The following is a 23272-nucleotide window of genomic DNA, read 5'->3' as shown; positions in this document are numbered from 1 at the left end:
GGCAAGCGCGCCGCGGGACCAGCGGCCGAACCGCCGGGGAGCGCCCGCGACCTGCGGCTCCGTCTTGTGGATTCGTACAACCGCGGACCCGCTGCGCGACCGGGCCCGGAGCGGGCAGGCTGGGCCCATGCAGAACGCGCACCACCCGGCCGCGGCGGACCGCCGCCCGGCCCCGCCGCAGCCCCGGCCCGCCGTCCCGGCCCTGGTCCTCGCCGCCGGCGGCGGACGCCGACTGGGCGGACGGCCCAAGGCGCTGCTCCGCTACGCGGGCCGGCCGCTGGTGGAGCACGCGGTGGCGACGGTACGGGCCGGCGGCTGCGCCGACGTCACGGTGGTGCTGGGCGCGGAGCGCGAGCGGGTCCGCTCCACCGCGCACCTGCCGGGCTGCCGGCTGATCGCCAACCCGGACTGGACGGAGGGCATGGGCTCCTCGCTGCGGGCCGGGCTGGCCGCCCTGCCGCCGCGGGCCCCGGCGGTGCTGGTGATGCTGGTGGACACCCCGGGCGTCACCCCGGCCGCGGTGGCCCGGCTGCTGGCCGCCCACCGGGCCGGCGCCGACCTGGCCGCGGCGGCCTACCACGGGCGGCGCGGACACCCGGTGCTGATCGGCGCACGGCACTTCGCCGAGGCCGCCGAGGGAGCCGCCGGCGACGCCGGGGCCCGCGCCCTGCTGGCGGCGCACGCCGGGGAACTCGTCCTGGTGGAGTGCGCGGACGTCGCCGTCCCGGACGACCTGGACACCCCCGCCGACCTGGCCCGCTGGTCGGCGGGCTGACCCTCCCCCAGGTGTCGGCCGCGCATCCTCCCCGCGGAGGGTCGGGCCTCGCCCCACCCGGCGAGCGACCCCTGATCCGTCCCTGAGGATTGCCCCATTCCGCGCCCGGAGCCGGACGTTTCGGGGAGCATGGGAACCAACCACCCACCCGACACCGACGGACGGAGCCCGCGATGGCAGGACTGCCCGACGACTTCACCGGACACGACCCCGCGCGGCCGGGGCCGGGGGCGGGCGGTGCCGCCCGGGCGATCCGCTGCCCCGCCTGCCGCCGCGAGCACCTGTACGAGCCGCCGTCGCTGCCCTGTCCGTGCGGCGCCTCGCTGAAGGTGCCGCTGCTGCGCGGCGGGGTCCCGGTGCAGGTGCGGTTCCGCTCCTGGGAGGACTCCTGGCTGAGCATGCGCTGCCCGCACTGCGGCCGCTCCGACCAGTGGCCGCAGCCCGAGTTCACCTGCAACTGCGGCGCCACCGTCCGGCTCCCGGTGGACCGCACCACCCGGCTGAGCACCGGCACCGCCGGCCCGCTCGCCGCTCCCGGCCCGCAGGCCACCCGCCCCTACCCGGCCCACCCGGTGAACGCCCCGGTGCCCGCCCCGCCCGCGCCGCCCGGCGCCCCGGCCGGCCGGTCCCGCCCGTTCCGGCACCGCGCGCCGTTCCGCCCCCACCCGGTGCGCACCTCGCAGGACGCGGTGTTCACGGCCGCCCGCTACCTGGAGTGGCTCGGCTTCGACGACCTGGAGCTGACCGAGGCCCAGGAGCGCGACGGGGTGACCCTGCTGGGCAGCCGGATGGTCGCCCAGGTGGACACCTGGACCGAGCCCGCCGACGTGAAGTCGGTCGAGTGCCTGTGGCTGCAGACCCTGCACGCCGAGGAGATGGCCGCCGCCATGTTCACCCTGGCCGGGTACTCCCACCAGGCCACGGTGCGCGGGGAGCAGTTGCTGGTCGCGCTGTTCAGCCTGGACCTGGCCGGCGTGCCGCAGCCCGCCAACGGCGCCGCCGAGGCCCTGATGGAGACCGGCTGGACCTCCTGAGCGCGGCCCGGACTCCACTGGATCGTTTCCTTCGGCTCCACTGGATCATTTCCCCCGGCCCCCTAGATCATTTCCTCCGACCCCTCTAGATCATTTCCTCCGGCCCCCTAGATCATTTCCTCCGGAAAAGCAACAACCTCCGCTCGTGATCTGGTGCACAAGCTCACCCCCGTGTTGAATTGCCGCCACAGCGCGGGCCTTTCGCCCTGCCGTCGCCGCGCCGTTGCGCTGCCGTCGTGCCGCGAACGGGCCGTGCCGGCCGGGCTCCAGGGCAGGCCCGTGCCCTGCTGGATGGCGCACACAAGGAGGTGGCGTTGTCAGAGCACGGATGGAGCCCGAGCGGCCCGGACGGGCGGGGGCGGGCGGCAGCGGAGGAACCGGGCGACACCGTGTGGCGACTGCGGTCCCGGGGGTGCTGGCAGGAGGCCGCCGAACTGCTGCGTCCGGCCGCCGAGCACGACCCGGCCGTGGCCCTCGCACGGGCCGAACTCCTCATCGAACAGTGCCTGTTCACCGCCTCCCAGTGGACCCAGGCGGAACAGGCGCTCCGACTGGCCGAGGCCCTCGCGGAGGGCACCGAGCAGCGCGCGGCCGCCGCCTGCGCCCGCGGCTTCCTCGCCTACCTGGCCAGCGTGCTCGGCTCGCGCGACCGCCTCGACGAGGCACAGGCCGCGCTCGGCCGCACCTCGGCCCTGCTGCCGCCGGACGCACCGGGCCGCCCGCTGCTGGACTTCCGGCGCGGACTGGTCGCCGAGAACCTGCTGCGCGACCGCAGTGCCGCCTGGATCGCCTACCGCCGGGCGCACGAGGGCGCCGCGGAGCGCGGCGACGAACTGCTGCGCTCGTACACCTGGCGGCACCTGGCCGCGCTGGCGCTGGCCCGCGGCGACCGGGGGAACGCCAGGGAGGGCTTCGACGCCTCGCTGCGGCTGCGCGAGCAACTCGGCTTCACGGTGGGGGTGGCGCCGGCGCTCGCGGCGCTCGCCGAGGTGTCCGAACCGGCCGAGGCCGCGCGGTTGCGCGCCGAGGCGTCCCGGCTGGTCCAGGCGCTCGGCGGGGTACCGGTCTGGCTCGCGCGCCAGCTGGGGCGCGCGCCGGGGCCTCCCCCGGACGGACGCATCGCCCGCGAACCCCGGGGCACCATCAGCTAAGGTGAGGCTTACCTGTCCGGGGTGAGCAGTGCCCCGGACGGGTCCGCCTTGCTGTTTCCCGGGCACCGCCGTGCCCCGGTCCGGCCGGGACCGGCGCGGTCGCGGCCGGGGCCCGCCGGGCGGTCCGCCGGCGGCCCCGGTCGACCCGATGGGGCCCGCCCATGACCGCGAGCAGCACCCGGCCCGGCCCCGCGCCGTGCGCCCCCCGCAGCACCGAGGCGCACACCCCCGGCCACCCGCCGGACCCCACCGCCCCCGGCGCGCCCTCGTACCACCGGCTGTCCGTACTGGCCCCGATGATGAGCGTGCACTGCGGCCCGCCCCGGCGGGGCGACGGCTGGCTGCCGGTCGCCGAGCTCACCGCCGACCCGGCGGCCGTGCGCGACCTGGTCGCCCTCGACGCCCGGCAGGGCCTGGCCCGCTACGGGCAGCCGCTGCGCCCGGACGTGGCGGCGGGCTTCGGGCTGCACCGCCTGGTCTGGCCGCTCTCGCTGCTGTTCACCCTGCCGTGGCTGCTGGAGCGGCGCGTCCCGCTGCTCGGCCCCGCCGACGTGTCGCTGCGCCGGGGCCCCGCCGCGGTGGAGCTGGGGGTGCGCCCGGAGGCGTTCGTCTGCCTCCCGGACGACCCGGCGGCCGGCTCGCCGGCGGCCCGCTGCGTCCCGGACGGCACGGCGCTGGCCGCCGAACTGCGGTGCGCGCTGGCCGAGTTCTTCACGCCGGTGCTGGCCGCCTTCGGCCCCGTGGTGCGCCGCGGGCCCCGGGTGCTGTGGGCGATGGCCACCGACGCGGTGGTGGAGGGGCTCTGCTACGCGGGCGGGCTGGTCGGGGAGCAGGACCGGGCGCGCGCCGAACTGTCCGCGCTGCTGGCGCCCGCGGGGCCCGGGAACCCGGGCCCCGGACCGGCGCGCACGCCGGGCGCGGGAGCGGCCCTCGCCCCCGCCCCGGCCCCCTTCACCCCGGGCGCCGGTTTCGCACCCCCGGCGCCCGGCCGCACCGGTGCTTCGGACACGGACCGGGCCCGGGCCAGCTGTTGCCTCGTCTACACCGTGGAACCCGCGGACATGTGCGGCGGCTGCCCCCGCGTCACGCGACGTTGACGGAAATCCGTACGATTCGGGATTCGAAAAGCCCGTGATTCCGGGAACATTTCACGTCGGATTCATATGACCATGCGATTGGCGACGGGTCAGAAATCCCTCTCCTCAGCGCATTGACGGTGAATCCGCCATTCGCCCGCCGAGCATCCGCCATGATGGTCCCCGCCATCACGGCGCAGGAACGCGACGCAGAAAGCGAGGCTGGTTCCGGCGATGAAATTGTCCGACATACCGCTCGGCTGGGCCGTCACCGGAGTTGCGGGGCTGCTGGTCACCGCGCTCCTGGTGGCCCTGGCCCGGAGCCGGGGATCCGCCGGCGGCGCGGATTCCTGGGAGCGTTCCGAGGAACGGCGCCGCAACAAGGAATCCCTGTACGGCGCCGCCTCCTACACGCTGCTGTTCTGCTGCGCCGGGGTCGCCGCCGCGCTCTCCTTCCACGGGCTGGTCGGCTTCGGGGTGCAGAACCTCGGCCTCTCCGGCGGCTGGGAGTACCTCGTCCCGTTCGGGCTCGACGGCGCCGCGATGTTCTGCTCGGTGCTCGCCGTCCGCGAGGCCAGTCACGGTGACGCGGCGCTCGGCTCCCGGCTGCTGGTCTGGCTCTTCGCCGGCGCCTCGGCCTGGTTCAACTGGGTGCACGCCCCGCGCGGCTTCGGCCACGCCGGCGCCCCGCAGTTCTTCTCCGGCATGTCGCTGTCCGCCGCGATCCTGTTCGACCGCGCGCTCAAGCAGACCCGCCGGGCCGCGCTGCGCGAACAGGGCCTGGTGCCGCGCCCGCTGCCGCAGATCCGCATCGTCCGCTGGCTGCGCGCCCCGCGCGAGACCTACGCGGCCTGGTCGCTGATGCTCCTGGAGGGCGTGCGCAGCCTGGACGAGGCGGTGGACGAGGTCCGCGACGACAAGCGGGAGCGGGCCATGGAGAAGGAGCGCCGCAAACTGGCCGGCCGCCGCGAGCGGGCCGAGATCCGGGCGATCAACCGCAGCAGCAGCCACTGGCGCGGACGCGGCGGCGCCGCACGGCAGTTGGAGTCGGCCGGCCCGGAGTCCGCGATAGCCGACGGTGCCGGGGCGGAGCGGCCGCCGGCCGGCGGCCGGGAGGTGTCCGGGGCGCCCGGGGCCGGGCCGCGCGAGGTCGGGGCGGGCGAGGCCGGACCCCGGGAGGTCGGGGCACGGGAGGTCGGGGCCGAGGCACGCGAGGTCGGGGCCGCCGAGGGCACCGTCGTCCAGCCGGGCCTGCCGGCCCGTCCGGAGCGGCGCACCATCGACCTGACCGTCGACGAGGACACCGTCACGCTGCCCCGGCTGGACTCGCTGGAGCGCAAACTGAAGGACCTGGAGCAGCAGTTCGGCTGAGCCCGTCCCCAGGGCGCGGGCCCGGCCAGGGCACCGGCCCCGGGGATGATCAGGCCGCGCCGGCTCCGCTGAGCTCGAACCACATCCGCTTGCCGGACCCGCGCGGTTCCACGCCCCAGGCGTCCGCCAGCGCCTCGACCAGCATCAACCCGCGCCCGGAGGAGGCCTGCTCCCCGGGGGTCCGGCGGGTCGGCCAGAGGTCCGACTCGTCCTCCACCTCGACCCGCAGCCGGGCCCGGCCGCCGTCCGAGGCCGACTCCCGGTAGAGCCGGGCGGTGAACATGGCGTCCCGGTCGGTGTGCCGGATCGCGTTGGTGACCAGCTCGGAGGAGAGCAGCTCGGCGGTGTCGATGAACTCGGCGACGCCCCAGCGCCGCAGCGCGTCGCGCAGTTCGGCGCGCACCTCGGCGACCCGGGCGAGGTCGGCCTGACCGATCCGGCGGCGCAGCTGCTGGGCCGCGAGCCCGCCCTCCGGGCCCTCCCAGCGCAGCAGGAGCAGCGCTATGTCGTCCTCGCGCTCGCTGGAGTCGGCGGCCTGGGAGGCGATCCGGTCGGCCAGCTCCTCCAGCGGGTCCCGGGCCGCCCGGCCGACCGCCGGCAGCGGGCCGGCCAGCGTGCGGGTCAGCCGGGCGATGCCCTCGTCCAGGTCCATGCCGCGCGCCTCGACCAGGCCGTCGGTGCACAGCAGCACCGTCTCGCCCGGGTCCAGGCTGAACCGGGTGACCCGGTACTCCTGGTCCGGGTCGATGCCCAGCGGCAGCCCGCCGGCCACCGGCAGCACGGCGGCGGTGCCGTCCGCGCGGCGCACCACCGGGTCGAGGTGGCCGGCCCGGACGGCGTACACCACGCCGTAGTCCACGTTGACCTCGGCGTAGGTGCAGGTCGCGAAGTGGTCGGTGTCCAGGTCGGCGAGGAAGCGGGAGGCGCGGGCCATCACCGCGGCGGGCGGGTGGCCCTCGGCCGCGTAGGCGCGCAGCGCGATCCGCAGCTGGCCCATGATCCCGGCGGCGTGCACGTCGTGGCCCTGGACGTCCCCGATCACCAGGCCGACGTGGCCGCCGGGCAGCGGCACCACGTCGTACCAGTCGCCGCCGATCTGCAGCCCGGAGCCGGCCGCCAGGTAGCGCACCGCGGTGGTCACCCCGGGGACGGAGGGGACGGTGCGCGGCAGCATCACCCGTTGCAGGCCGGCCGCGAGCTCGTGCTCGGCGTCGTGCAGCCGGGCCCGGGCCAGCGACTGGGCGACCAGCCCGCCCAGGGTGGACAGCAGGGTGCGCTCGTCCGCGTCCAGCTCGCGCTCGTCGTCGAAGCTGACCACGCAGACGCCGATCGCCCGGCCGCTGGCGACCAGCGGCAGGTACGCCCAGGAGCCGCGCCCGGTGCGGCTGGTCTGCTCCCACACGTCCGGGTGGCGGTCGCGGAAGTCCTCGCGGCTGGAGATGAACACCGGGGCGCGGTACCTGAGCGCCTCGGCGGCGGGGTGGCCGGCCGGCAGCACGGCGCGGTCCCAGACGGCGAGCGCCTGGGAGCGGTAGCCGGAGGCGCCGAGGATCCGGGCCCGGCCGGCCTCGAAGGAGGCGAGCACCAGGCCGTCCGGCGGCAGCCCGGGCAGCGGCAGCTCGGTGAACACCCGGGCCACGTCACGGACGGTGACCGCCTCGGAGAGGGCGCGCGCGGCCTCCTTGATGAACCGGGAGCGCTCCTCGCGCAGCAGGGCCATCCGGTCGGCGCGGTCGCGCTTGTGCAGCTCGACGGTGGCGTCCCAGACGAAGCCCACCATCCGGGAGGCCCGGCCGAAGGCGTCCGCGAGCACCCGGCCGCGGAAGCGCACCGCGCGCATCGTCCCGTTCGGCCCGACGGTGCGGTAGTAGGCGCCGCACTGCCCCAGCTCGGCCACCGCGCGCTCGACCCGGCGGCGCACCACCGGAGCGTCCTCGGGGTGCAGCAGGGACAGGAAGGAGGACGCGGTGCGGTCGAAGCGGCCCAGCTCGACGGCGTCCAGGCCGATGATCGCGCAGGCCCGCTGGTCGCCCTCCAGCACGTCGCGGCGGATGTCCCAGTCGAAGGAGCCGATGCCGTTGGCGGCCATCGCCGGCTCCAGCCAGTCCGGCATGGTGTCGGCGGAGGCGGGCGGCAGTCCGCCGGACAGCACGGGCGCCAGTCGGCCGGAGGCCAGCACGGGGGGCGTGCGCACGGAGTTGCGGCGGGTGGCCTGCGCGGGCGGGCGGGTGACCGACCCGGGCGTCCGGGGGGCCGGCGGCTGCGGCGGGGTCGGGGGCTGCGGCTCCACGGCGGACGCGCCGGGGGGAAGCGCCGGCCCCGACGACTCGGGCTCAGTGGGCATGCTGCTCCTGCCGCTGCCGTGGCGGACCGCGCCGACCGTCCGGACGGGCCGCGTGGCGGTGTGATGGGTCGTGCTGGATCGGACGGTGCCGACGGACGGTGGTCAGTCGAGGTTCGGTCTCCCCGCTGCTTCCCGCACGTGGACACACAGTCCCACCATCCTGTCCAATGTCGGGCCGAGCGGCAATGGCAACGGGCCGGGAATCTTGCCCCGCGCCTTGCGTTCAGGGCTTGCTTCGGGGACGGACCAATCGACGGCGAACCATCGTGCGAGCGGATTCGAGCGGTGCGGACGGGTGGCGGCCGGCGACGGGTGACGGGCGAGGGGTGACGGGTGACGGGCCGGGGCGAGGGGCTACGGGAGGGCGAGCTCGAACCAGGTGACCTTGCCGTCACCCCGCAGCTGCACGCCCCAGGAGTCCGCGAGCGCCTCCACCAGCATCAGGCCGCGGCCCGAGGTCGCGTACTCGGCGTCCGGATCGCGCCGCCGCCCGGGCAGCCGGCTCGCGCCGTCCTGCACCTCGATCCGCAACCGGCTGTCCGAGCCGAGCACCGCGTCGAAGACCGCGCCCTTGCCGGTGTGCAGCAGCGCGTTGGTGACCAGCTCGGAGGAGAGCAGTTCGGCGGTGTCGGACAGCTCCGACACCCCCCAGTGGTCCAGCGCCGTACGCAGCCGCTGCCGCACCGAGCCGACCGCGACCAGGTCGGCCGGGTCGACCGTCAGGTGCAGGCGGCGGTGCAGCGCGCACCCCGGGGCCGACGCACCCGGCAGGGTCGTCCCCGTGCCGGCGGCCTGGCCCTGGGCCGGCCCGGACCGGTAGGCGTCGCCCGAACTCGTCCGCTGCCGCGGGAATCGCGACTGACCGTCCATCAACACATGCCCCCGCCCTCAAATCCGGGCCCCCGCCTCCGGATCCCCCGCCGGCCGGGTGGCCCCCTCGTTCTGACCACCCATCCTCATGCCCAGTTGACGGCGTTTGCAACAGTGTGCGTCCGATCACGTGGGGTGAAAGGGGCACGGGGAGGTTCACGTGATCCAACTGCTCGCGCCGGACAGGTTTGCGAAGCGCAGAGGCTGTTTTCGAGACCGCCCCCACCCGATCCCGCGCACGCCCGGCGCCCGTACGGACCGTGCGCGGGCCCGCGCGCCCCCGGTCCCGCCCCCACCGCGCGCCCGCCCCCGCGGCGCCCGACGCCGGGCACGAAGCCGGACACGGGACCGGGCACGACGCTGGACACGACGCCCCGGTGCGGGTTCAATGACCGGAGATGTTTGAACGGCGTTCTAACATCTCCCTCGGAAGCCCCTCCCCCGAGCCGACCCCCTAGGACCTGACGATGACCACCCCCACGGCCGCCCCCACGCCCGCCTCGCTCGGCTACCGGATGCCCGCCGAATGGCACCCCCACGACCGCACCTGGATGGCCTTCCCCACCGCCAACCCCACCTTCGACACCGCCGAGAACCTGCACGCCGGCCGCGAGGCCTGGGCCGCCGTCGCCAACACGATCGTCCGGTACGAGCCGGTCACCCTGATCGTCAACACCGGCGAGAGCGCCGACGCCCGCAGGTACGTCGACGAGGCCGTCGAGATCGTCGAACGCCCGCTGGACGACGCCTGGATGCGCGACATCGGCCCGTCCTTCCTGATCGACGGCAAGGGCTCGCTCGCCGCCGCCGACTGGATCTTCAACGGCTGGGGCGCCCAGTCCTGGGCCCGCTGGGACAAGGACCAGCACATCGCCGAGCACATCAGCGAGCTGACGGACGTCCGGCGCTTCGCCTCCCGGCTGATCAACGAGGGCGGCGGCATCCACGTCGACGGCGAGGGCACCGTGCTCGTCACCGAGACCGTCCAGCTCGGCGAGGGCCGCAACGCCGACTGGACCAAGGAGGACGTCGAAGCCGAACTCCACGCCCACCTCGGCACCACCAAGGCCGTCTGGCTGCCCCGCGGACTCACCCGCGACTACGACGAGTTCGGCACCCGCGGCCACATCGACATCGTCGCCTCCTTCGTCCGCCCCGGCGTCGTGGTCGCCCACGTCCAGCCCGACCCCGCCCACCCGGACCACGCCGTCTGCCAGGAGCTCGTCGCCGTCCTGCGCGCCGCCACCGACGCCCGCGGCCGGCAGCTGGAGGTCATCGAACTGCCCGCCCCCACCGTCCTGTTCGACGAGGACGGCGAGCCGGTCGACTACTCCTACATCAACCACTACGTGGCCAACGGCGCCGTCATCCTGTGCGCCTTCGACGACCCGCGCGACCAGCAGGCCGCCGACCTCCTCGCCGAGGCCTACCCCGGCCGCACCGTCGAACTCGTCGACGCCCGCGGGATCTTCGCCAACGGCGGCGGCATCCACTGCATCACCCAGCAGCAGCCCTCCGCCTGACCGTCCCGCACCGCCGGAGCGGGGGCCCGCCCCCGCTCCGGCGGCCCCGGCCCCCGGTTCCCGCCCTCCCCCGCAGCAGAAAGCAGGCCCGCCGCCATGGCCGACCCCCGCCCGCGCCGACCGGCGCGCCCCCGCGAGGAGGTCTACGCCACCGCCCGGGCCGCGATCGCCGAACACGGCCTCGCCAAGCTCACCATGGCCGGGCTCGGCCAACAGCTCCGGATGAGCGCAGGACACCTGCTCTACTACTTCGGCAGCAAGGACCAGCTGCTGCTGGAGACCCTGCGCTGGAGCGAGGACCAACTCGGCACCCGGCGCCGCGAAGCCCTCACCGACCCCGCCCTCGACCCCTGGCAGCGCCTCGACGCCTACCTGCGCCTCTACCTGCCCGAAGGGCCGGGCGACCCGCGCTGGATCCTCTGGGTCGAGGTCTGGGGCCGCTCCCCCGCCAGCGCCGAGATCCGCCAGGGCCAGCAGGAGATCGAAGCCCCCTGGCAGGCCGACCTGGTCACCCTCATCGAACAGGGCACCGCCACCGGCCACTTCACCCCGGGCCCCGCCCCCGCCCGCGCCACCCGGCTGCGCGCCCTCCTCGACGGCCTCGCCGTCCCCCTCGCCATCGGCCTGCCCGACGCCCACCCCCCGACCGCCCTCGCCCACGCCACCGAGGTCGCCGCCGTCCTGCTCCGCTCGCCCTGAGCGGCCCCGGGGGCCGCCGGGCCGCCGCGCCTCCGGGAACCCTGCCGGGAACCCCCGTCAGGAGCGGCCGGCGGCCCGGCGCGGGACGACGCCCTTGACCGTCTCCAGCACCGGCGCCGTCTCCAGGCTCTGGATCCCGCCGAGCGCACTCAGGCGCCCCGTCAGGTAGCGGTGCAGCTCCGCCGGGCTGTCGCACAGCGCCTTGGCCATCAGGTTCGTCCTGCCGGTGGTCGCGAACACCGCGGCCAGCTCCGGATGGCCGGCCATCGCCCGGGCCACCGCGTCGAGGCGGTCCGGCGCCACCGCGAGCCACAGCAGCGCCTGCGCCGACGCCCCGAACGCCGCCGCGGGCAGGTCCACGTCGAAGAACAGCACGCCGCCGGTGCGCAGTTCCGCCACCCGGCGCGCCACCGTGGCCTGCGAGAGACCGGTCGACGAGGCCAGCTCCGCGTACGAGGCCCGGCCGTCCTGCCCGAGCGCGGCGACCAGCGCCCGCTCGGCCCCGGCCAGCGGGCGCGGCCCGGCCTGGGACTGCGGCCCGGGCCCGGAGCACGGCTGCGCGCCGCCGCCCGCGGGCCGGATCAGTTCGCACTGCCGCTCGTCGAGTCCGCGCAGCCGGCCCGGCCAGGCCGTCGGGCCGCCGAGGTACGTGTGCAGCAGGCAGTACGCGCTCACCGCGGTGATCCCCGCCTTGCGCGGGATGTCGTGCAGCAGCAGCGACGGGGTCGACCCGCCCGCACCGGCGGTCGTCAGCACCGCACTCACCTCCGTGCCGCCGGAGATCAGCTTGACCCAGGACGTGTCGGGCCGCCGCGCCAGCGCCTCGGCCAGGTTCCGGGTCGCCGCCGGGGCGGTCGTCAGCCGGACCATCCACTGGCTCCCGCCCACCCGCTCCGGCACCGGCAGGCCGACGACCCGCAGCCCCGCCTCGGCGCGCAGCCGACGGTACCTGCGGGCGATCGTCTGCTCCGAGCTGTCGAGGGCCTCCGCGACGCGACTGAACGGGACCCGTCCGTCCAGGTGCAGGGCGTGGACCAGCCCGCGGTCGATGGCGTCGAGTGTGATCAATTTCCCCGCTCCGTAGCGTCCGGATGGAGGATTCCCCCCATCTGCGCCCGTGCAGCGGAACTCTCCGCCGCCTCGGGCGCAGGGTATCCGCATGACCGAGACACCGCACGACACCTCCCGCGAGATCCGCCTGGCCGCCCGCCCCGCAGGCCTGCCCGGCCCCGAGCACTTCACCCTCGTCACCGTGCCGCGGCCGGTGCCCGCCGCCGGGGACGTCCTCGTCCGCAACCGCTTCTTCCTGATCGCGAGCTCACTGCGGATGATGATCAGCGAAGGCGCCGCGGACGTGCCCGGGGTGCCCTTCCCGGCGCTGCGCCCGGGCGACCCGCTCGGCGCGGCCGCGCTCGGCGAGGTCGTCCTCGCCCCCGCCGGCAGCGGGACGGCCCCCGGCGACCTGGTGGTCCACCACCAGGGCTGGCGCGAGTACGCGGCCGTCCCGGTGGCGGACTGCGAGCGCCTCGGAGCCGGGCACACCGACCCGGTCGAAGCACTGGGCCACGGCTGGACCGCCTATGCCGCGCTGACCCGCGCCCTCGAGGTCGGGCCCGGCGACACCGTCTTCATCAGCGGCTCCTCCGGGGCCATCGGCTCGATGGCCGGCCAGATCGCGCGCCGCCTCGGCGCCGGACGCGTCGTCGGCAGCGCCGGCTCCGCGGCCAAGGCCGAACGGCTGGTCGAGGAGTACGGGTACGACGCGGTGGTGGTGCGCGGCGCCGCCCCCTTCGCCGACCAGCTGGCCGCGGCCGCGCCGGACGGGCTCGACAAGTGCCTCGACCTGGTCGGCGGCGAGCAGTTGAGCGCGGCCGTGACGGTCGCCAACCACGGCGCGCGGATCGCCGTGATGGGTTCGCTCTCCGGACAGCTCGCGGCCACCGGCACCGGGCGCACCGCCCCGGTGACGCTGGACTCGGTCCAACTGCTGCTCAAGCGGATCACCGTGCGGGGCTACAGCGCGGACGACGACCCGCAGGCCCGGGCGGAGTGGGCCCGGGCCTACGCCGAGTGGCACCGGGCGGGCCTGATCTCCTTCCCGTACGAGCGGATCAGCGGGCTGGAGAACGCCGTACGGGCGCAGCTGGACACCGCCGCCGGGCGGTACCTGGGAGCGGTGGTCGTGGCGCTCTGAGCCCGGACGGCGCCGCGGCCGGTGTCACTCGGTCCAGATGGCGGCGGCGGTGCGGTCGTCGGCGTAGCCCTTGGCGCGGACCTGGACCTGGCGGAGGAAGTCGACGGTGCCCGGCGGGTGGGGGTGGGCCCAGTGGGCGGAGAGGAAGTGGGCGACGGCGGGCTCGTCGGCGATCGGGCGGGACAGGCCCGGGGTGCAGAGCAGCAGGATGTCGCCCTGGGTGGCGGGGACGAGCCGGAAGCGGAACGGACGCGGGTCCGGTACCGGCGCCTCCGGGACGGGCGGTTGGCCGTCCGGGTGGTGGAGCAGCCGGGCCGCGTAGGCGTCGATCCAGTGGCCGGAGCGCAGCAGGTAGAGCCCGCCCGGGCCGACGCCGAAGGCGGCGCGGTAGCCCGCCGCAGGGTCCAGCGACACCAGCAGGCAGTGCAGGGAGGCCGGGGACGGTGCGTCGTCCCCCGCACCCCGGGGGGCCAGCGCGCGCAGCGGGGCGGCGGCGCCGGTGGCCAGACGCTGGAGGCCGTAGCGCAGCCGGTCCCGGGCGCCGTCGCGCAGGTCGGCGGCCAGGCCGGCGCGGCTGCGCCCGATCGCGGCGGCGAGCTGGCGGCAGGCCTCAGCGGTGCTGGTGGCGACCGCCTGGGGCGCCGGCGACCCGTCCTCGGCGCCGCCGGTGCGCTCGTACCCGGCGAGGACGGCGAGCAGCAGTCCGTCGGGGCCGTCGCCGAACCTGGTGACCAGCAGGCTGTCCCGGCGCGGTTCGCCCCGGTAGCGGGCGGAGTCGCCGCGGACGGACACGGCCCGCAGCACGGTCGTCCCGTACTGGGCGCCGTCCAGCGCGGTGTCCGGGACGACCCCGCCGAGGGCGCCCGGGTCCGCCTCCGGTACGGCCGTCGGCTCGGGCCCGTAGGTCGGCGGGCGCTCGCCGACGTGGGGGACGGGGGTGCCCTGGTCGGCGAGCGGGGTGCGGATGGCGAGGCGGGGGTCGGGGACGGCGGCGGCGGGTTCCGGGTCGGGCTGGGGGGCGTGGTCGGGTTCGGGTTCGGGGGTCGGTTGCCTGGCCGCCGGGGGTGCGGGTTCGGGGGCCGGCTCCGGGGCGGGCTCGGGTTCCGGTTCCGGTGCGGGCTCGGGCTCGGGCTCCGGTTCTGGCGCGGGCTCCGGTTCCGGGGCCGCCGGGGGTTCGGGGGCCGGGGCGGGTTTCTCCAGGGAGACCGGGGTGGCGGGCAGCTCCGACTCGTGTGCCGGTGCCGGAACCGGCTCGGGCTCGGGCTCCGGCTCGGGCTCCGGTGCCCGGGGTGGGTCGGAGGGGGCGGGGGCCGGGTGGGGCCCGGTCGGGGTGCGCTGGCGGCCGATGCCGCCGGTCCCCTCGATCACGCCGAGCGCGTCGTCGAACCAGTCGTCGATGCTGTCCCGCTCCAGCAGCGACACCGGCACCGCGACACCGTCCGCGGCCGGCTCCGGGGCGGGTCCCGGCTCCGGGTCCAGCTCGGGCTCCGGCTCCCACTCCGGCTCCGCCGTGCGCTGCTGCCCGATCAGCCCCGCCGCCGTGTCGAACCAGTCGTCGACGCTGCCGTCGCCCGCATCGGCGAGCGGGGTGTCGGGGAGGGTGCCCGCCGGACCGTCGTAGACGGTGTCCCACCAGCCGTCGTCGGGCCGGGGCGGCTGTGCGGGTGCACCCTGCTTGCTCATCTGGCGGCTCCTGGTCGGTCCGTGGTCGCGCGCCCCCGGCGGGGCCGGACTGGCGTCATTGTCTCCAAGTGCAACGACGCTGTCCGGGTTTCGGCGACAACCGGTCACCGACCGGGTCATCCCGGCCACGGCGCTCACCTGCCGGTTCACCGGCGCCGGGGCGGGCGGGTGGCGGGGGCGTCGCCGGGGCGTCGGTTCCCGTTCCGTCCGTGCTTGCCGGATGTGCCCCGAGCAGGGCGTTTCCTGGACATTGCGGGGCGTTGGGGGTCGAAAATGAGGGCCGAGGAGGGGCATCGCTTCACCCATTCGGCTGATTAAATGTGCGCATGACCGCGTCGGCCCCGAGCTCGCCCCGACCGGGGAGGGCCGCACCGGCGGGCCGCCCGGCGGGTGCGCTGTTGGTGCTGCTGCTGGTCGCCCTGCTGACCGCGCTGCCGTGCACCGGCCTGGCGAAGGCCGAGGCTCCCGCCCGCCAGTCCGCGGGCGTGCCGGCCGCCGTCACGGTGGTCACCGCCGCGGAGGCGGTCGCGCCGACCGCACGCGCCCGTGACGACGCCCGGAACGCCGTACGGGCGTCCGACCACCACCAGCGCTTCGGGGAGCACGAGGACCACTGGATCCTGTGCACCGCCGACGGCCGGCCGCCGCGCAACAACGGCTGCTCCAGCCACCCGTTCTGCGCGCAGGACGCCCAGCTGCCGAATCCGCCGCCGCACCCGCAGCCCGCCGTGTCACCGCTCACCGCGCCCGCGCCCGAAGCGCTGCCCAGGGTGGTGCCCGCGGGCCTGCTGGACGGTCCGCGCCCCGCGCCCGATCTGCACGAGCTCCAGGTCCACCGGTCCTAGCGGAACCCACCGCCGACGCTGCCGTCGGCGGGTCCGCCCCTCCCCCCACCTCAGCCGACCGCCGCCACAGCCGTGCGCGGCGGGGACAAGGACAACCATCATGGGTTCCGCCTCGAAGCAGTCCAACAAGCCCGGCAAGCCCGGCGGCAAGGGCGACGTCGCCGACCGCCGCACCCGGATCGCCGAGCTGCGCGCCGCCGAGGAGCGCCGCGACCGCCGTAACAAGATCATCGCCTCGGTCGCCGCCGGCGTGCTGGTGGTCGGCGCGATCGCCACCGGCACCTGGCTGGTCATGGACCAGAACCAGAAGAAGAAGGACCGCGTGGCCGCCGCCAACGCGGACATCCCGGGCGTGAAGACCTTCGGCGACCTGAGCCGCAACCACGTCACCACCAAGGTCAACTACCCGATGACGCCGCCGGTCGGCGGCGACCACAACGCGGTCTGGCTGGACTGCATGGGCCACGTCTACGACCAGCCGGTCGAGAACGAGCGCGCCGTCCACTCGCTGGAGCACGGCGCGGTCTGGGTGACGTACAACGGCAAGGCCACGCCGGAGGACATCAAGACCCTCTCCGACAAGGTCAAGACCACCCCGTACTCGCTGATGAGCCCGTACCCGGACGAGCAGGGCACCATCACCCTCAACGCCTGGAGCACCCAGCTGATCGTGGACAGCGCCAGCGACCCGCGGGTCAACCAGTTCTTCACCAAGTACGTCCAGGGCAAGCAGACCCAGGAGCCGGGCGCCTCCTGCACGATGGGGCAGATGTGACCGCCGACGCGGCCCGTTCCGAGGGTCTCGCGCCGGCCGGTGCCGCAGCGGAGCCGACGGCCGGCCCGGAGCAGGACCCCGGGCCGGAGCAGGAGGCGGCGCCCGTCCGGGCCGGCCGCCGCCGGATGTGGTGGCCGGCCGTGCTGGCCGCCGTGGTGGCGCTGGCGCTCGGGGTGCCGGCCCTGGTGGCCGGCGGGACGTCGGCCTCCGGCTCGTCCTCGCTGACCGTCCCGGCCGACGACTCCCCCGAGGCCGGGTTCGCCCGCGACATGGCGACCCACCACCAGCAGGCGGTGGACCTGTCGTTCATCGTCCGGGACCGCACCACCGACGAGCCGACCCGCACCCTCGCCTTCGACATCATCAACACCCAGGCCAACCAGCGCGGGATGATGATGGGCTGGCTCGACCAGTGGGGGCTGTCGCAGCACTCGGGCGCCACGCCGATGGCGTGGATGAAGATGGGCCACGAGTACCAGGCCCACGACGGTTCGCTGATGCCCGGCATGGCGACCAACACCCAGATGGCGAAGCTGCGCACGCTCAGCGGGCGGGACGCCGAGGTGTACTTCCTGCAGCTGATGATCGAGCACCACAAGGGCGGCGTCGAGATGGCCCAGGGGTACGTCGACATGGCGAAGAACGACGTCGAGAAGCGGCTCGCCCAGTCGATGGTGGTCGCCCAGACCTCCGAACTGGGGCTGATGACCGACATGCTCAAGGAGCGCGGCGCCGCCCCCGGCGTGCCCGCGTCCTGACCGCGGCGCGCCCGGCGGTCCCCGCCGGTGCCGCTGCACCTGCTGTACCCGCTGTGCCTGCTGTACCTGCTGCTGTACCTGCTGTTCCCCGGGCGGCCGGGGCGCGGCGGGCGGTCCCGCACCGTCCGTACCGCGCCCCGGCCGTCCGCCGTCCGCACGACCCCCGGAGCACCCGCATGACCACTGACACGCCCTGGCTGATCGCCGGACTGGGCAACCCCGGCCCCTGGTTCCGGCTGACCCGGCACAACGCGGGCTTCCTGGCCGTCGACCGGCTGGCCGAACGGCACGGCGCCCGGTTCCGTCGGCGCGGGCTCGCGGGTGTCGTCGCGGAGATCGAGGTGGACGGCCGACCGGTGCTGCTGGCCAAGCCGCAGTGGTTCAGCATCAACCTGTCCGGCCGCCCGGTGGCCGCCCTGCTGCGCCGCTACGGGGTGCCGGTGGAGCGGCTGGTGGTCGTCCAGGACGACCTGGACTTCGCCTACGGCGTCGGCAAGTTGAAGCGCGGCGGCGGCCCGGGCGGACACAACGGGGTGCGCTCGGTGGGCGAGGTGCTCGGCACCCGCGACTTCGTCCGGCTGCGCTTCGGCGTCGGGCGCCCGCCGAAGGGGCAGAGCGTCGGCGACTTCGTGCTGAAGAAGTTCTCGGACGAGGAACTCGCCGCGATGCCCGGGGTGTTGGACCGCTGCGCGGACGCCCTGGAGACGCTGGTGCGGCTCGGGCTGAACCGGGCCCAGGACGCACTGAACGTCAACGCCTGAGCGGGGCCCGACCGTTCGAGCCGACGGCCGTCGCCCTGACCCGCCGGGCCGTCAGTCGGGGCGCCTGACCCGTCCGGTGGCCGGGCGGGTCAGGGCGACGGCCGCCACCGCGACCACGGCGAGGGCTGCCAGCACCGTCCGCCCACCGGACGGCGCGCCCGCCAGGTGGACACCGAGGACGGACAGCGCCATGCCGAGCGCGGTCCCGAGGCTGCGCGCCATGTTCACCATGCCGCCGCCGACGGCCGAGCACTCCGCCGGGATCGCCCGCATCACCAGCGCGTTGTTGGCGGGCAGCAGCAGACCCAACCCGTACCCGGCGACCAGCAGCGGGGCCGCCACCGCCGGGCCCGAGACCGGCAGCACGGCGAACAGCGGCAGCCCGACGGCGGCCAGCCCGGCACCGAAGCGGCACCTGGTGACATCCGACCAGCCCCGGGGCAGCAGCCCGCCGCCGACCGTCGCGGCGACCGCGAACGCGGCGGGCAGCAGCGTGACCAGCAGACCGGAGGCCGCCGTCGACACGCCCGCGCCGGTGAGCAGCACCGGGGTCAGCACCAGCGGGCAGAACAGCAGCAGGTAGCCGATCAGCGCCACCACCAGCCCGGAGCGCACCCCCGGGGTGTTGACCAGCCCGGGGGCCAGGATCGGCCGGGGCGCCCGCCGTTCCTGGTGCACCAGCGCCAGCGCGAGGACGGCGGCGGCCGCCAGCAGGACGGCGACGGCCCAGCCGGGCAGCGGCAGGCCGGAGGCGGTGGACAGGGCGAGCAGCAGCGCGGTGGTCGCACCGGTGAGCAGCAGCAGGCCGGGCAGGTCGAACCGCGGCTCGCTCGGGCCGCGCCGGCGGGACCGCGGCTGCGACCGCGGCTGCGACCGCGGCCCGGACGCCGGGCCGGACGTGCCCGGCTTCGACTCGCGTTCCGGCTCGCGTTTCAGCTCGCGTTTCGGCTCACGCGCACGCGGCCCGGGGACGACGGCCTGGCGCCCGGTGCGGGTGCGGGGCAGCAGGTACCAGCCGGCCACGATGCCGAACACCGCGATCGGCACGTTGACCCAGAACACCCACTGCCAGGAGGCGTGCTCCACCAGCAGCCCGCCCAGGCTCGGCCCGAGCGCCAGCCCGAGCCCCTGGGCGGCGGCCTGGATGCCGAGCGCCCGCCGCATCGCGTGCTCGGGGACGCCGCGGGCGACCAGGGCGACACTGTTGGCCTGCATCATCGCGGCGCCGACGGCCTGCACGGCCCGGCAGCCGACCAGGATCCACAGCGCACCCGCGCAGCCGGCGCCGAGCGAGGAGAGGCCGAAGACGGCGAAGCCGCCGATGTACATGGTCTTGCGGCCGACCAGGTCGGAGAGCCGGCCGATCGGGGCCAGCAGGGCGACCAGGACGAGGAGGTAGGCGAGGGCGACCCACTCGACGGCGGCGAAGCCCGCGTCGAAGTGGCGGCCGAGGGCGGGGAAGACCAGGGCGATGACGCTGGCGTCGAGCTGGCCCAGGAAGGCGCCGAGGCACACCGTGCCGACGGCCAGCCAGTGGGCGTGGCGCCAGCCGGCTATGCCGCGGGGCCGGGGCCGCTCGGCGAGCAGGCGGACGGCAAGGGCGGTGGCGTTCATGCCACAAATATATCGGATGCAGATATGTTCTCTCTACGAGTTGCTCGCTCTGCGATACGACGAATCCCGCCCTGCGTGCACCCCGCGTCCGAGGAGCGGACAGCACCCCGGGAACGCCCCGTACCAGGCGATACGCTGTCCGCCATGCCGTCGTCACCACACGTTCCCGACCCCGCCACCGAAAGCCCCGACCCGGCGGTCGAGCACGCCCGGCGGCTGACCGACACCGTCACCCGGCTGCGCCGCGCGCTGCGCAGCAGCATCCGCACCGACTACCCGTGGGAATCCCTGCCGATGGCGCAGGTCGAACTCCTCCAGACGCTCGCCGCCGCCCCCTTGCGGGTCGGCGAACTCGCCGCCCGCCAGCGGCTCGCCCCCAACACCGTCAGCGGGCTGGTCGGCAAGCTCCTGGAAGCCGGGTTCGTCGACCGCCAGGCCGACCCCGGCGACCGGCGCACCGCCCGGATCGCGCTCACCCCGGCCGGACGGCGCCAGCTGGACGACTGGCAGCACGCCCACGAGCGCCGGATCGCCGCCGCCCTCGGCACCCTCGCCCCGGCCGACCGGAACGCCGTCGTGCACGCACTGCCCGCGCTGGAACAGCTCGCCCGCGCCCTGGCCCAGCCGGGCACCGAGGGGGCCGCGACCGAGGGTGCAGTGGCCGAGAGCGCCGTGGCCGAGAGCGCCGTGACCGAGAGCGCCGTGACCGAGGCAGCTGCCGGAGGGGCCGCCGCCGAAGGACCCGCGGCCCGCTGAAATCGCTGGTCACCGGGGCGGGCCGGGCACTACCGTCCCGGCATGACCAGCATCGAGGTGCAGATCGAGCCCTGGACGGACGCCGACCTCGCGCTGCTGCGCCGGGTGAACACGCCGGAGATGAAGCAGCACGTCGGCGGGCCCGAGACGGAGGAGCAACTGCTCGTACGGCACGGGCGCTACCTGGACTTCGTCCCGTCCGGCCTCGGCTGCATGTACCGCATCGTGCTGCGCCCGGGCGGCGAGGCGGTCGGCACCGTCGGCTACGGCACCCGCACCTGGGGCGGCGCGACCGTGCACGAGATGGGGTGGAACGTGCTGCCCGGGCACCAGGGCCGGGGCATCGCGGCGGCCGCCGCCCGGGCCGCCGTCGCGGCCGCCCGGCGCGAGGCGGCGCACCGGTTCCTGCACGCCTTCCCCTCGGTCGACAACCCCGCCTCCAACGCGGTCTGCGCCAAGGCCGGGTTCACCCTGCTCGGCGAGACGGAGTTCGAGTTCCCGCCCGGGCGGTTCATGCGCAGCAACGACTGGCGGGTGGACCTGCGGGGCTGAGCGCCCCGGCCGGCGCGGCGCCCGCCGGGGCCGGGACGGCGGCGCTCAGAAGAGGGTCCCGCTCTCCAGCTCCAGCAGCCAGCGCTTGCGGTCCACCCCTGCGGCGAAGCCGGTGAGCGAGCCGTTGGCGCCGAGCACCCGGTGGCAGGGGCGCACGATGAGCAGCGGGTTGGCGCCCACGGCGCCGCCCACCGCCCGGACCATCCGCGGCTCCTGGCCGGCCAGCGCGGCGAGTTCGCCGTAGGTGACGGTCGTCCCGTACGGGACCTCGTCCAGCGCGGCCCAGATCCGCCGGCGGAACTCGGTGCCCTCGGGGGCGAGCGGGAGGTCGAAGTCGGTGCGCCGGCCGGCGAAGTAGGCGGTCAGCTGGGCGACCGGCTCCGCGAGGGCCTCGGGGTCGAACTCCCACCCGTCCGCGGGCTCGGCCAGCGCGTACTTCTGCCCGGGCGCGGTGACGGTGGCGAGGGCCGCGGGGCCGCCCTCGTCGGGGCGCACGCCGCTGAGCAGCAGACGGCCGAAGGGGCTCTCCATGGTGGTGTAGACGGTGGTGCTCATGCCGGGTCGTTCTCCGTTCCGGTGCCGGTGCCCGCGTAGGGGCCGGTGTCCGTGAGGGGGCTGGTGGTCGCGACGGGACCGGTGGTCGCGAGGCGGGCGGCGCCCGCGACGGCGCCGTTGGTCGGGGTGCCGTCGGCGCCCGCCGGGCCGGCCCACAGCCGGTGGACGGCGTAGGACCGCCACGGGGCCCAGGCCTCGGCGGCACGGGCGGCGGCCTTCGGGTCCCCCGGGGCGCCGAGCCGGAGCAGGCCGTGCTTGACGCCGACGTCACTCGGGAGGAAGACATCCGGATCGGCGAGGGCGCGCATCCGCAGGTAGCCGACCGTCCAGGGGCCGATGCCCGGCAGGGCCAGCAGCCGGGCGGCGGCCTCCTCCCGGTCGACACCGCCGTCCAGCCGCACCACGCCCTCGGCCAGTGCGGCGCACAGTCCGGTGAGCGCCCGGCGGCGGGCGGCGGGCATCGCGAAGTCCTCCGGGTCCGCGGTGGCCAGGGCCGCCGCGGACGGGAACAGCAACCGCAGGCCGCCGTTCGGCTCGGGCAGCGCGGTGCCGTACTTCCCGGCGAGCCGGCCCGCCAGGGTGCGGGCGGCGCCGACGGAGATCTGCTGGCCGAGCACCGCACGGACGGCCAGCTCGTGCGGCTCCACGTGGCCGGGCGAGCGCAGGCCCGGGCGCTCGCGGACCAGCGGGCCGAGCACCGGGTCGGCGCCGAGCTGTGCGTCCACCGCGTCCGGGTCGGCGTCCAAGTCGAAGAGGACGCGCAGGCGCTGGACGGCGGTCGGCAGGTCGCGCAGGTCGGCGAGGAACAGGCGGCAGTCGAGCCAGCCCCGGGTGCGCGGGTCCGTCGGCGCGAGGCCGTCGACCTCGGCGATGCCGTGGCCGTACGGGAGCGCGAGGGTGCGCCGGTAGGTCCGCACGCCGGGACGCGCACCGGGTACCACCTCCTCCACGCCGGGAACGGCGCGCAGCTCCAGGAAGTCGATCAGGTGGTCGCTGTCGAGAGCGCCGCGGTAGGCCAGCCGCAGGGTGAGGCCGCCGGCCGGGGTCGCGCTGCGGCGGCCGGCCACCACCTCGGCGCGCAGGCCGCTGGGGGTGCGGTCGTAGACCTCGCGGACGGTGTCGTTGAACTGGCGGACGGAGGCGAAGCCAGCCGCGAACGCGATCTCGGTGACGGGCAGTTCGGTGGTCTGGAGGAGCAGCCGGGCGGTCTGGGCACGGCGGGCGCGGGCCAGCGCGATCGGGCCGGCGCCGAGCTCGGCGGTGAGCTGGCGCTGCAACTGCCGGGCGCTGTAGCCGAGCCGGTCGGCCAGGCCGGCGACGCCCTCGCGGTCCACCACTCCGTCGCCGATCAGGCGCATCGCGCGGCCGACCAGGTCGGCCCGGTGGTTCCACTCCGGGGAACCCGGCACCGAATCGGGGCGGCAGCGGCGGCAGGCCCGGAAGCCGGCGCCCTGGGCGGCCGCGGCGCTGGGGTAGAAGCGGCAGTTGACGCGCTTGGGGGTCACGGCGGGGCAGCTCGGCCGGCAGTAGATGCCGGTGGAGGTGACGGCCGTGAAGAAGACGCCGTCGAAGCGGGCGTCGCGGCTGTCCACGGCTCGGTACCGGATGTCGTCGTCGATCACGTTGTCCAGTCTGCGGCACGGGGAGAGGGGTGACTGGCGGGAATCGGACATCGCCGTTGGGGGGCTTCCCCCTCCCCCTCCCCCCGCCCACCCTCCCGCCGCCACCACCTCCGCACCCGGCCCACCCACCACCCGCCTGCCACCCACCACCCACCCGGCCGGCCGACCGGCCGACCGATCACCCATCCGCGCACTCGCGTACCTGCGCACCCCAGGTAGTCGCCCACTCGCGCGCCCTGGTCGTCACACCACCCGCGCACCACTCACGCATCTCGCGCGCACCCTCGCGCTCGCGCGCCCATCACCCGCCTCCC

General features: G+C 76.0%; 22 protein-coding genes. 15 read left to right on the top strand and 7 right to left on the bottom strand.

Going from position 1 to position 23272, the window contains the following annotated elements:
* Positions 1-127: 127 nt before the first annotated feature.
* The 5 genes from AB0O91_RS29610 (at position 128) to AB0O91_RS29590 (ending at position 5407) form a co-directional block, all read left to right on the top strand.
* The gene (locus tag AB0O91_RS29610; protein WP_363439337.1) at positions 128-775 is read left to right on the top strand and encodes a nucleotidyltransferase family protein; all 648 of its coding nucleotides are present in this window, start codon (positions 128-130) and stop codon (positions 773-775) included.
* 173 nt (positions 776-948) lie between these two features.
* Positions 949-1809, top strand: a complete 861-nt coding sequence (locus tag AB0O91_RS29605; protein WP_363439334.1) for a hypothetical protein — start codon at positions 949-951, stop codon at positions 1807-1809.
* Positions 1810-2198: 389 nt separating this feature from the next.
* Positions 2199-2960 carry a hypothetical protein gene (locus AB0O91_RS29600; RefSeq protein WP_363439438.1) on the top strand — a complete coding sequence of 254 codons (762 nt, stop codon included), beginning with the start codon at positions 2199-2201 and terminating at the stop codon, positions 2958-2960.
* A gap of 161 nt (positions 2961-3121) precedes the next feature.
* Positions 3122-4057 (top strand): (2Fe-2S)-binding protein, encoded by a 936-nt coding sequence (locus AB0O91_RS29595; RefSeq protein ID WP_363439331.1) that lies wholly within the window; start codon positions 3122-3124, stop codon positions 4055-4057.
* Positions 4058-4270: 213 nt separating this feature from the next.
* The gene (locus AB0O91_RS29590) at positions 4271-5407 is read left to right on the top strand and encodes a DUF2637 domain-containing protein (protein ID WP_363439328.1); all 1137 of its coding nucleotides are present in this window, start codon (positions 4271-4273) and stop codon (positions 5405-5407) included.
* 49 nt (positions 5408-5456) lie between these two features.
* On the opposite strand, the gene AB0O91_RS29585 is transcribed toward AB0O91_RS29590, so the two are convergent.
* Both AB0O91_RS29585 and AB0O91_RS29580 read right to left on the bottom strand, forming a co-directional pair.
* The gene (locus AB0O91_RS29585; RefSeq protein ID WP_363439325.1) at positions 5457-7751 is read right to left on the bottom strand and encodes a SpoIIE family protein phosphatase; all 2295 of its coding nucleotides are present in this window, start codon (positions 7749-7751) and stop codon (positions 5457-5459) included.
* 354 nt (positions 7752-8105) lie between these two features.
* Positions 8106-8621, bottom strand: a complete 516-nt coding sequence (locus tag AB0O91_RS29580) for an ATP-binding protein (RefSeq protein ID WP_363439322.1) — start codon at positions 8619-8621, stop codon at positions 8106-8108.
* Between the two features lie 467 nt (positions 8622-9088).
* On the opposite strand from AB0O91_RS29580, the gene AB0O91_RS29575 reads away from it, so the two are divergent.
* The gene (locus AB0O91_RS29575) at positions 9089-10144 is read left to right on the top strand and encodes an agmatine deiminase family protein (protein WP_363439320.1); all 1056 of its coding nucleotides are present in this window, start codon (positions 9089-9091) and stop codon (positions 10142-10144) included.
* Between the two features lie 96 nt (positions 10145-10240).
* Positions 10241-10843: a TetR family transcriptional regulator C-terminal domain-containing protein gene (locus tag AB0O91_RS29570; RefSeq protein WP_363439317.1), complete on the top strand. Its 603-nt coding sequence runs from the start codon at positions 10241-10243 to the stop codon at positions 10841-10843.
* Between the two features lie 57 nt (positions 10844-10900).
* Here AB0O91_RS29570 and AB0O91_RS29565 read toward each other — a convergent pair whose 3' ends face one another.
* A complete protein-coding gene (locus tag AB0O91_RS29565; RefSeq protein WP_363439314.1) occupies positions 10901-11911 on the bottom strand; it encodes an Lrp/AsnC family transcriptional regulator in 1011 nt (336 codons plus the stop codon).
* Positions 11912-12002: 91 nt separating this feature from the next.
* Here AB0O91_RS29565 and AB0O91_RS29560 point away from each other — a divergent pair, with 91 nt between their 5' ends.
* A complete protein-coding gene (locus AB0O91_RS29560; protein WP_363439311.1) occupies positions 12003-13037 on the top strand; it encodes an NADP-dependent oxidoreductase in 1035 nt (344 codons plus the stop codon).
* A gap of 24 nt (positions 13038-13061) precedes the next feature.
* Here AB0O91_RS29560 and AB0O91_RS29555 read toward each other — a convergent pair whose 3' ends face one another.
* Positions 13062-14720, bottom strand: a complete 1659-nt coding sequence (locus AB0O91_RS29555; protein WP_363439309.1) for a hypothetical protein — start codon at positions 14718-14720, stop codon at positions 13062-13064.
* Positions 14721-15046: 326 nt separating this feature from the next.
* Here AB0O91_RS29555 and AB0O91_RS29550 point away from each other — a divergent pair, with 326 nt between their 5' ends.
* The 5 genes from AB0O91_RS29550 (at position 15047) to pth (ending at position 17859) form a co-directional block, all read left to right on the top strand.
* On the top strand, positions 15047-15565 hold the full coding sequence (locus AB0O91_RS29550; RefSeq protein ID WP_363439307.1) for a hypothetical protein: 519 nt from the start codon (positions 15047-15049) through the stop codon (positions 15563-15565).
* Positions 15566-15665: 100 nt separating this feature from the next.
* Positions 15666-16340, top strand: coding sequence for a DUF3105 domain-containing protein (locus tag AB0O91_RS29545; RefSeq protein WP_363439304.1), 675 nt, complete (start codon positions 15666-15668; stop codon positions 16338-16340).
* Positions 16337-17098 carry a DUF305 domain-containing protein gene (locus AB0O91_RS29540; protein WP_363439301.1) on the top strand — a complete coding sequence of 254 codons (762 nt, stop codon included), beginning with the start codon at positions 16337-16339 and terminating at the stop codon, positions 17096-17098. Before AB0O91_RS29545 ends, AB0O91_RS29540 begins: the two co-directional genes overlap by 4 nt.
* A 27-nt stretch (positions 17099-17125) precedes the next feature.
* Entirely contained in the window at positions 17126-17278 is a 153-nt protein-coding gene (locus tag AB0O91_RS29535) for a hypothetical protein (RefSeq protein ID WP_363439298.1), read from the top strand.
* On the top strand, positions 17275-17859 hold the full coding sequence (pth, locus tag AB0O91_RS29530; protein ID WP_363439296.1) for an aminoacyl-tRNA hydrolase: 585 nt from the start codon (positions 17275-17277) through the stop codon (positions 17857-17859). The genes AB0O91_RS29535 and pth overlap by 4 nt, the downstream gene beginning before the upstream one ends.
* Positions 17860-17910: 51 nt before the next feature.
* Here pth and AB0O91_RS29525 read toward each other — a convergent pair whose 3' ends face one another.
* On the bottom strand, positions 17911-19473 hold the full coding sequence (locus AB0O91_RS29525; RefSeq protein ID WP_363439295.1) for an MFS transporter: 1563 nt from the start codon (positions 19471-19473) through the stop codon (positions 17911-17913).
* A 144-nt stretch (positions 19474-19617) separates the two neighbouring features.
* On the opposite strand from AB0O91_RS29525, the gene AB0O91_RS29520 reads away from it, so the two are divergent.
* Together AB0O91_RS29520 and AB0O91_RS29515 are read left to right on the top strand one after the other, a co-directional pair.
* On the top strand, positions 19618-20229 hold the full coding sequence (locus AB0O91_RS29520) for a MarR family transcriptional regulator (RefSeq protein ID WP_363439292.1): 612 nt from the start codon (positions 19618-19620) through the stop codon (positions 20227-20229).
* 42 nt (positions 20230-20271) lie between these two features.
* Entirely contained in the window at positions 20272-20781 is a 510-nt protein-coding gene (locus AB0O91_RS29515) for a GNAT family N-acetyltransferase (protein ID WP_363439289.1), read from the top strand.
* A 45-nt stretch (positions 20782-20826) separates the two neighbouring features.
* Here the strand turns inward: AB0O91_RS29515 and AB0O91_RS29510 are convergent, their stop codons facing one another.
* Positions 20827-21336: a methylated-DNA--[protein]-cysteine S-methyltransferase gene (locus AB0O91_RS29510; protein WP_363439286.1), complete on the bottom strand. Its 510-nt coding sequence runs from the start codon at positions 21334-21336 to the stop codon at positions 20827-20829.
* On the bottom strand, positions 21333-23009 hold the full coding sequence (locus AB0O91_RS29505) for an AlkA N-terminal domain-containing protein (RefSeq protein ID WP_363439283.1): 1677 nt from the start codon (positions 23007-23009) through the stop codon (positions 21333-21335). The genes AB0O91_RS29510 and AB0O91_RS29505 overlap by 4 nt, the downstream gene beginning before the upstream one ends.
* Positions 23010-23272 lie beyond the last annotated feature (263 nt).

The sequence above is a fragment of the Kitasatospora sp. NPDC089797 genome (assembly GCF_040684795.1).
GTDB lineage: Bacteria > Actinomycetota > Actinomycetes > Streptomycetales > Streptomycetaceae > Kitasatospora.
This window is presented reverse-complemented; position numbering and strand designations above follow the sequence as displayed.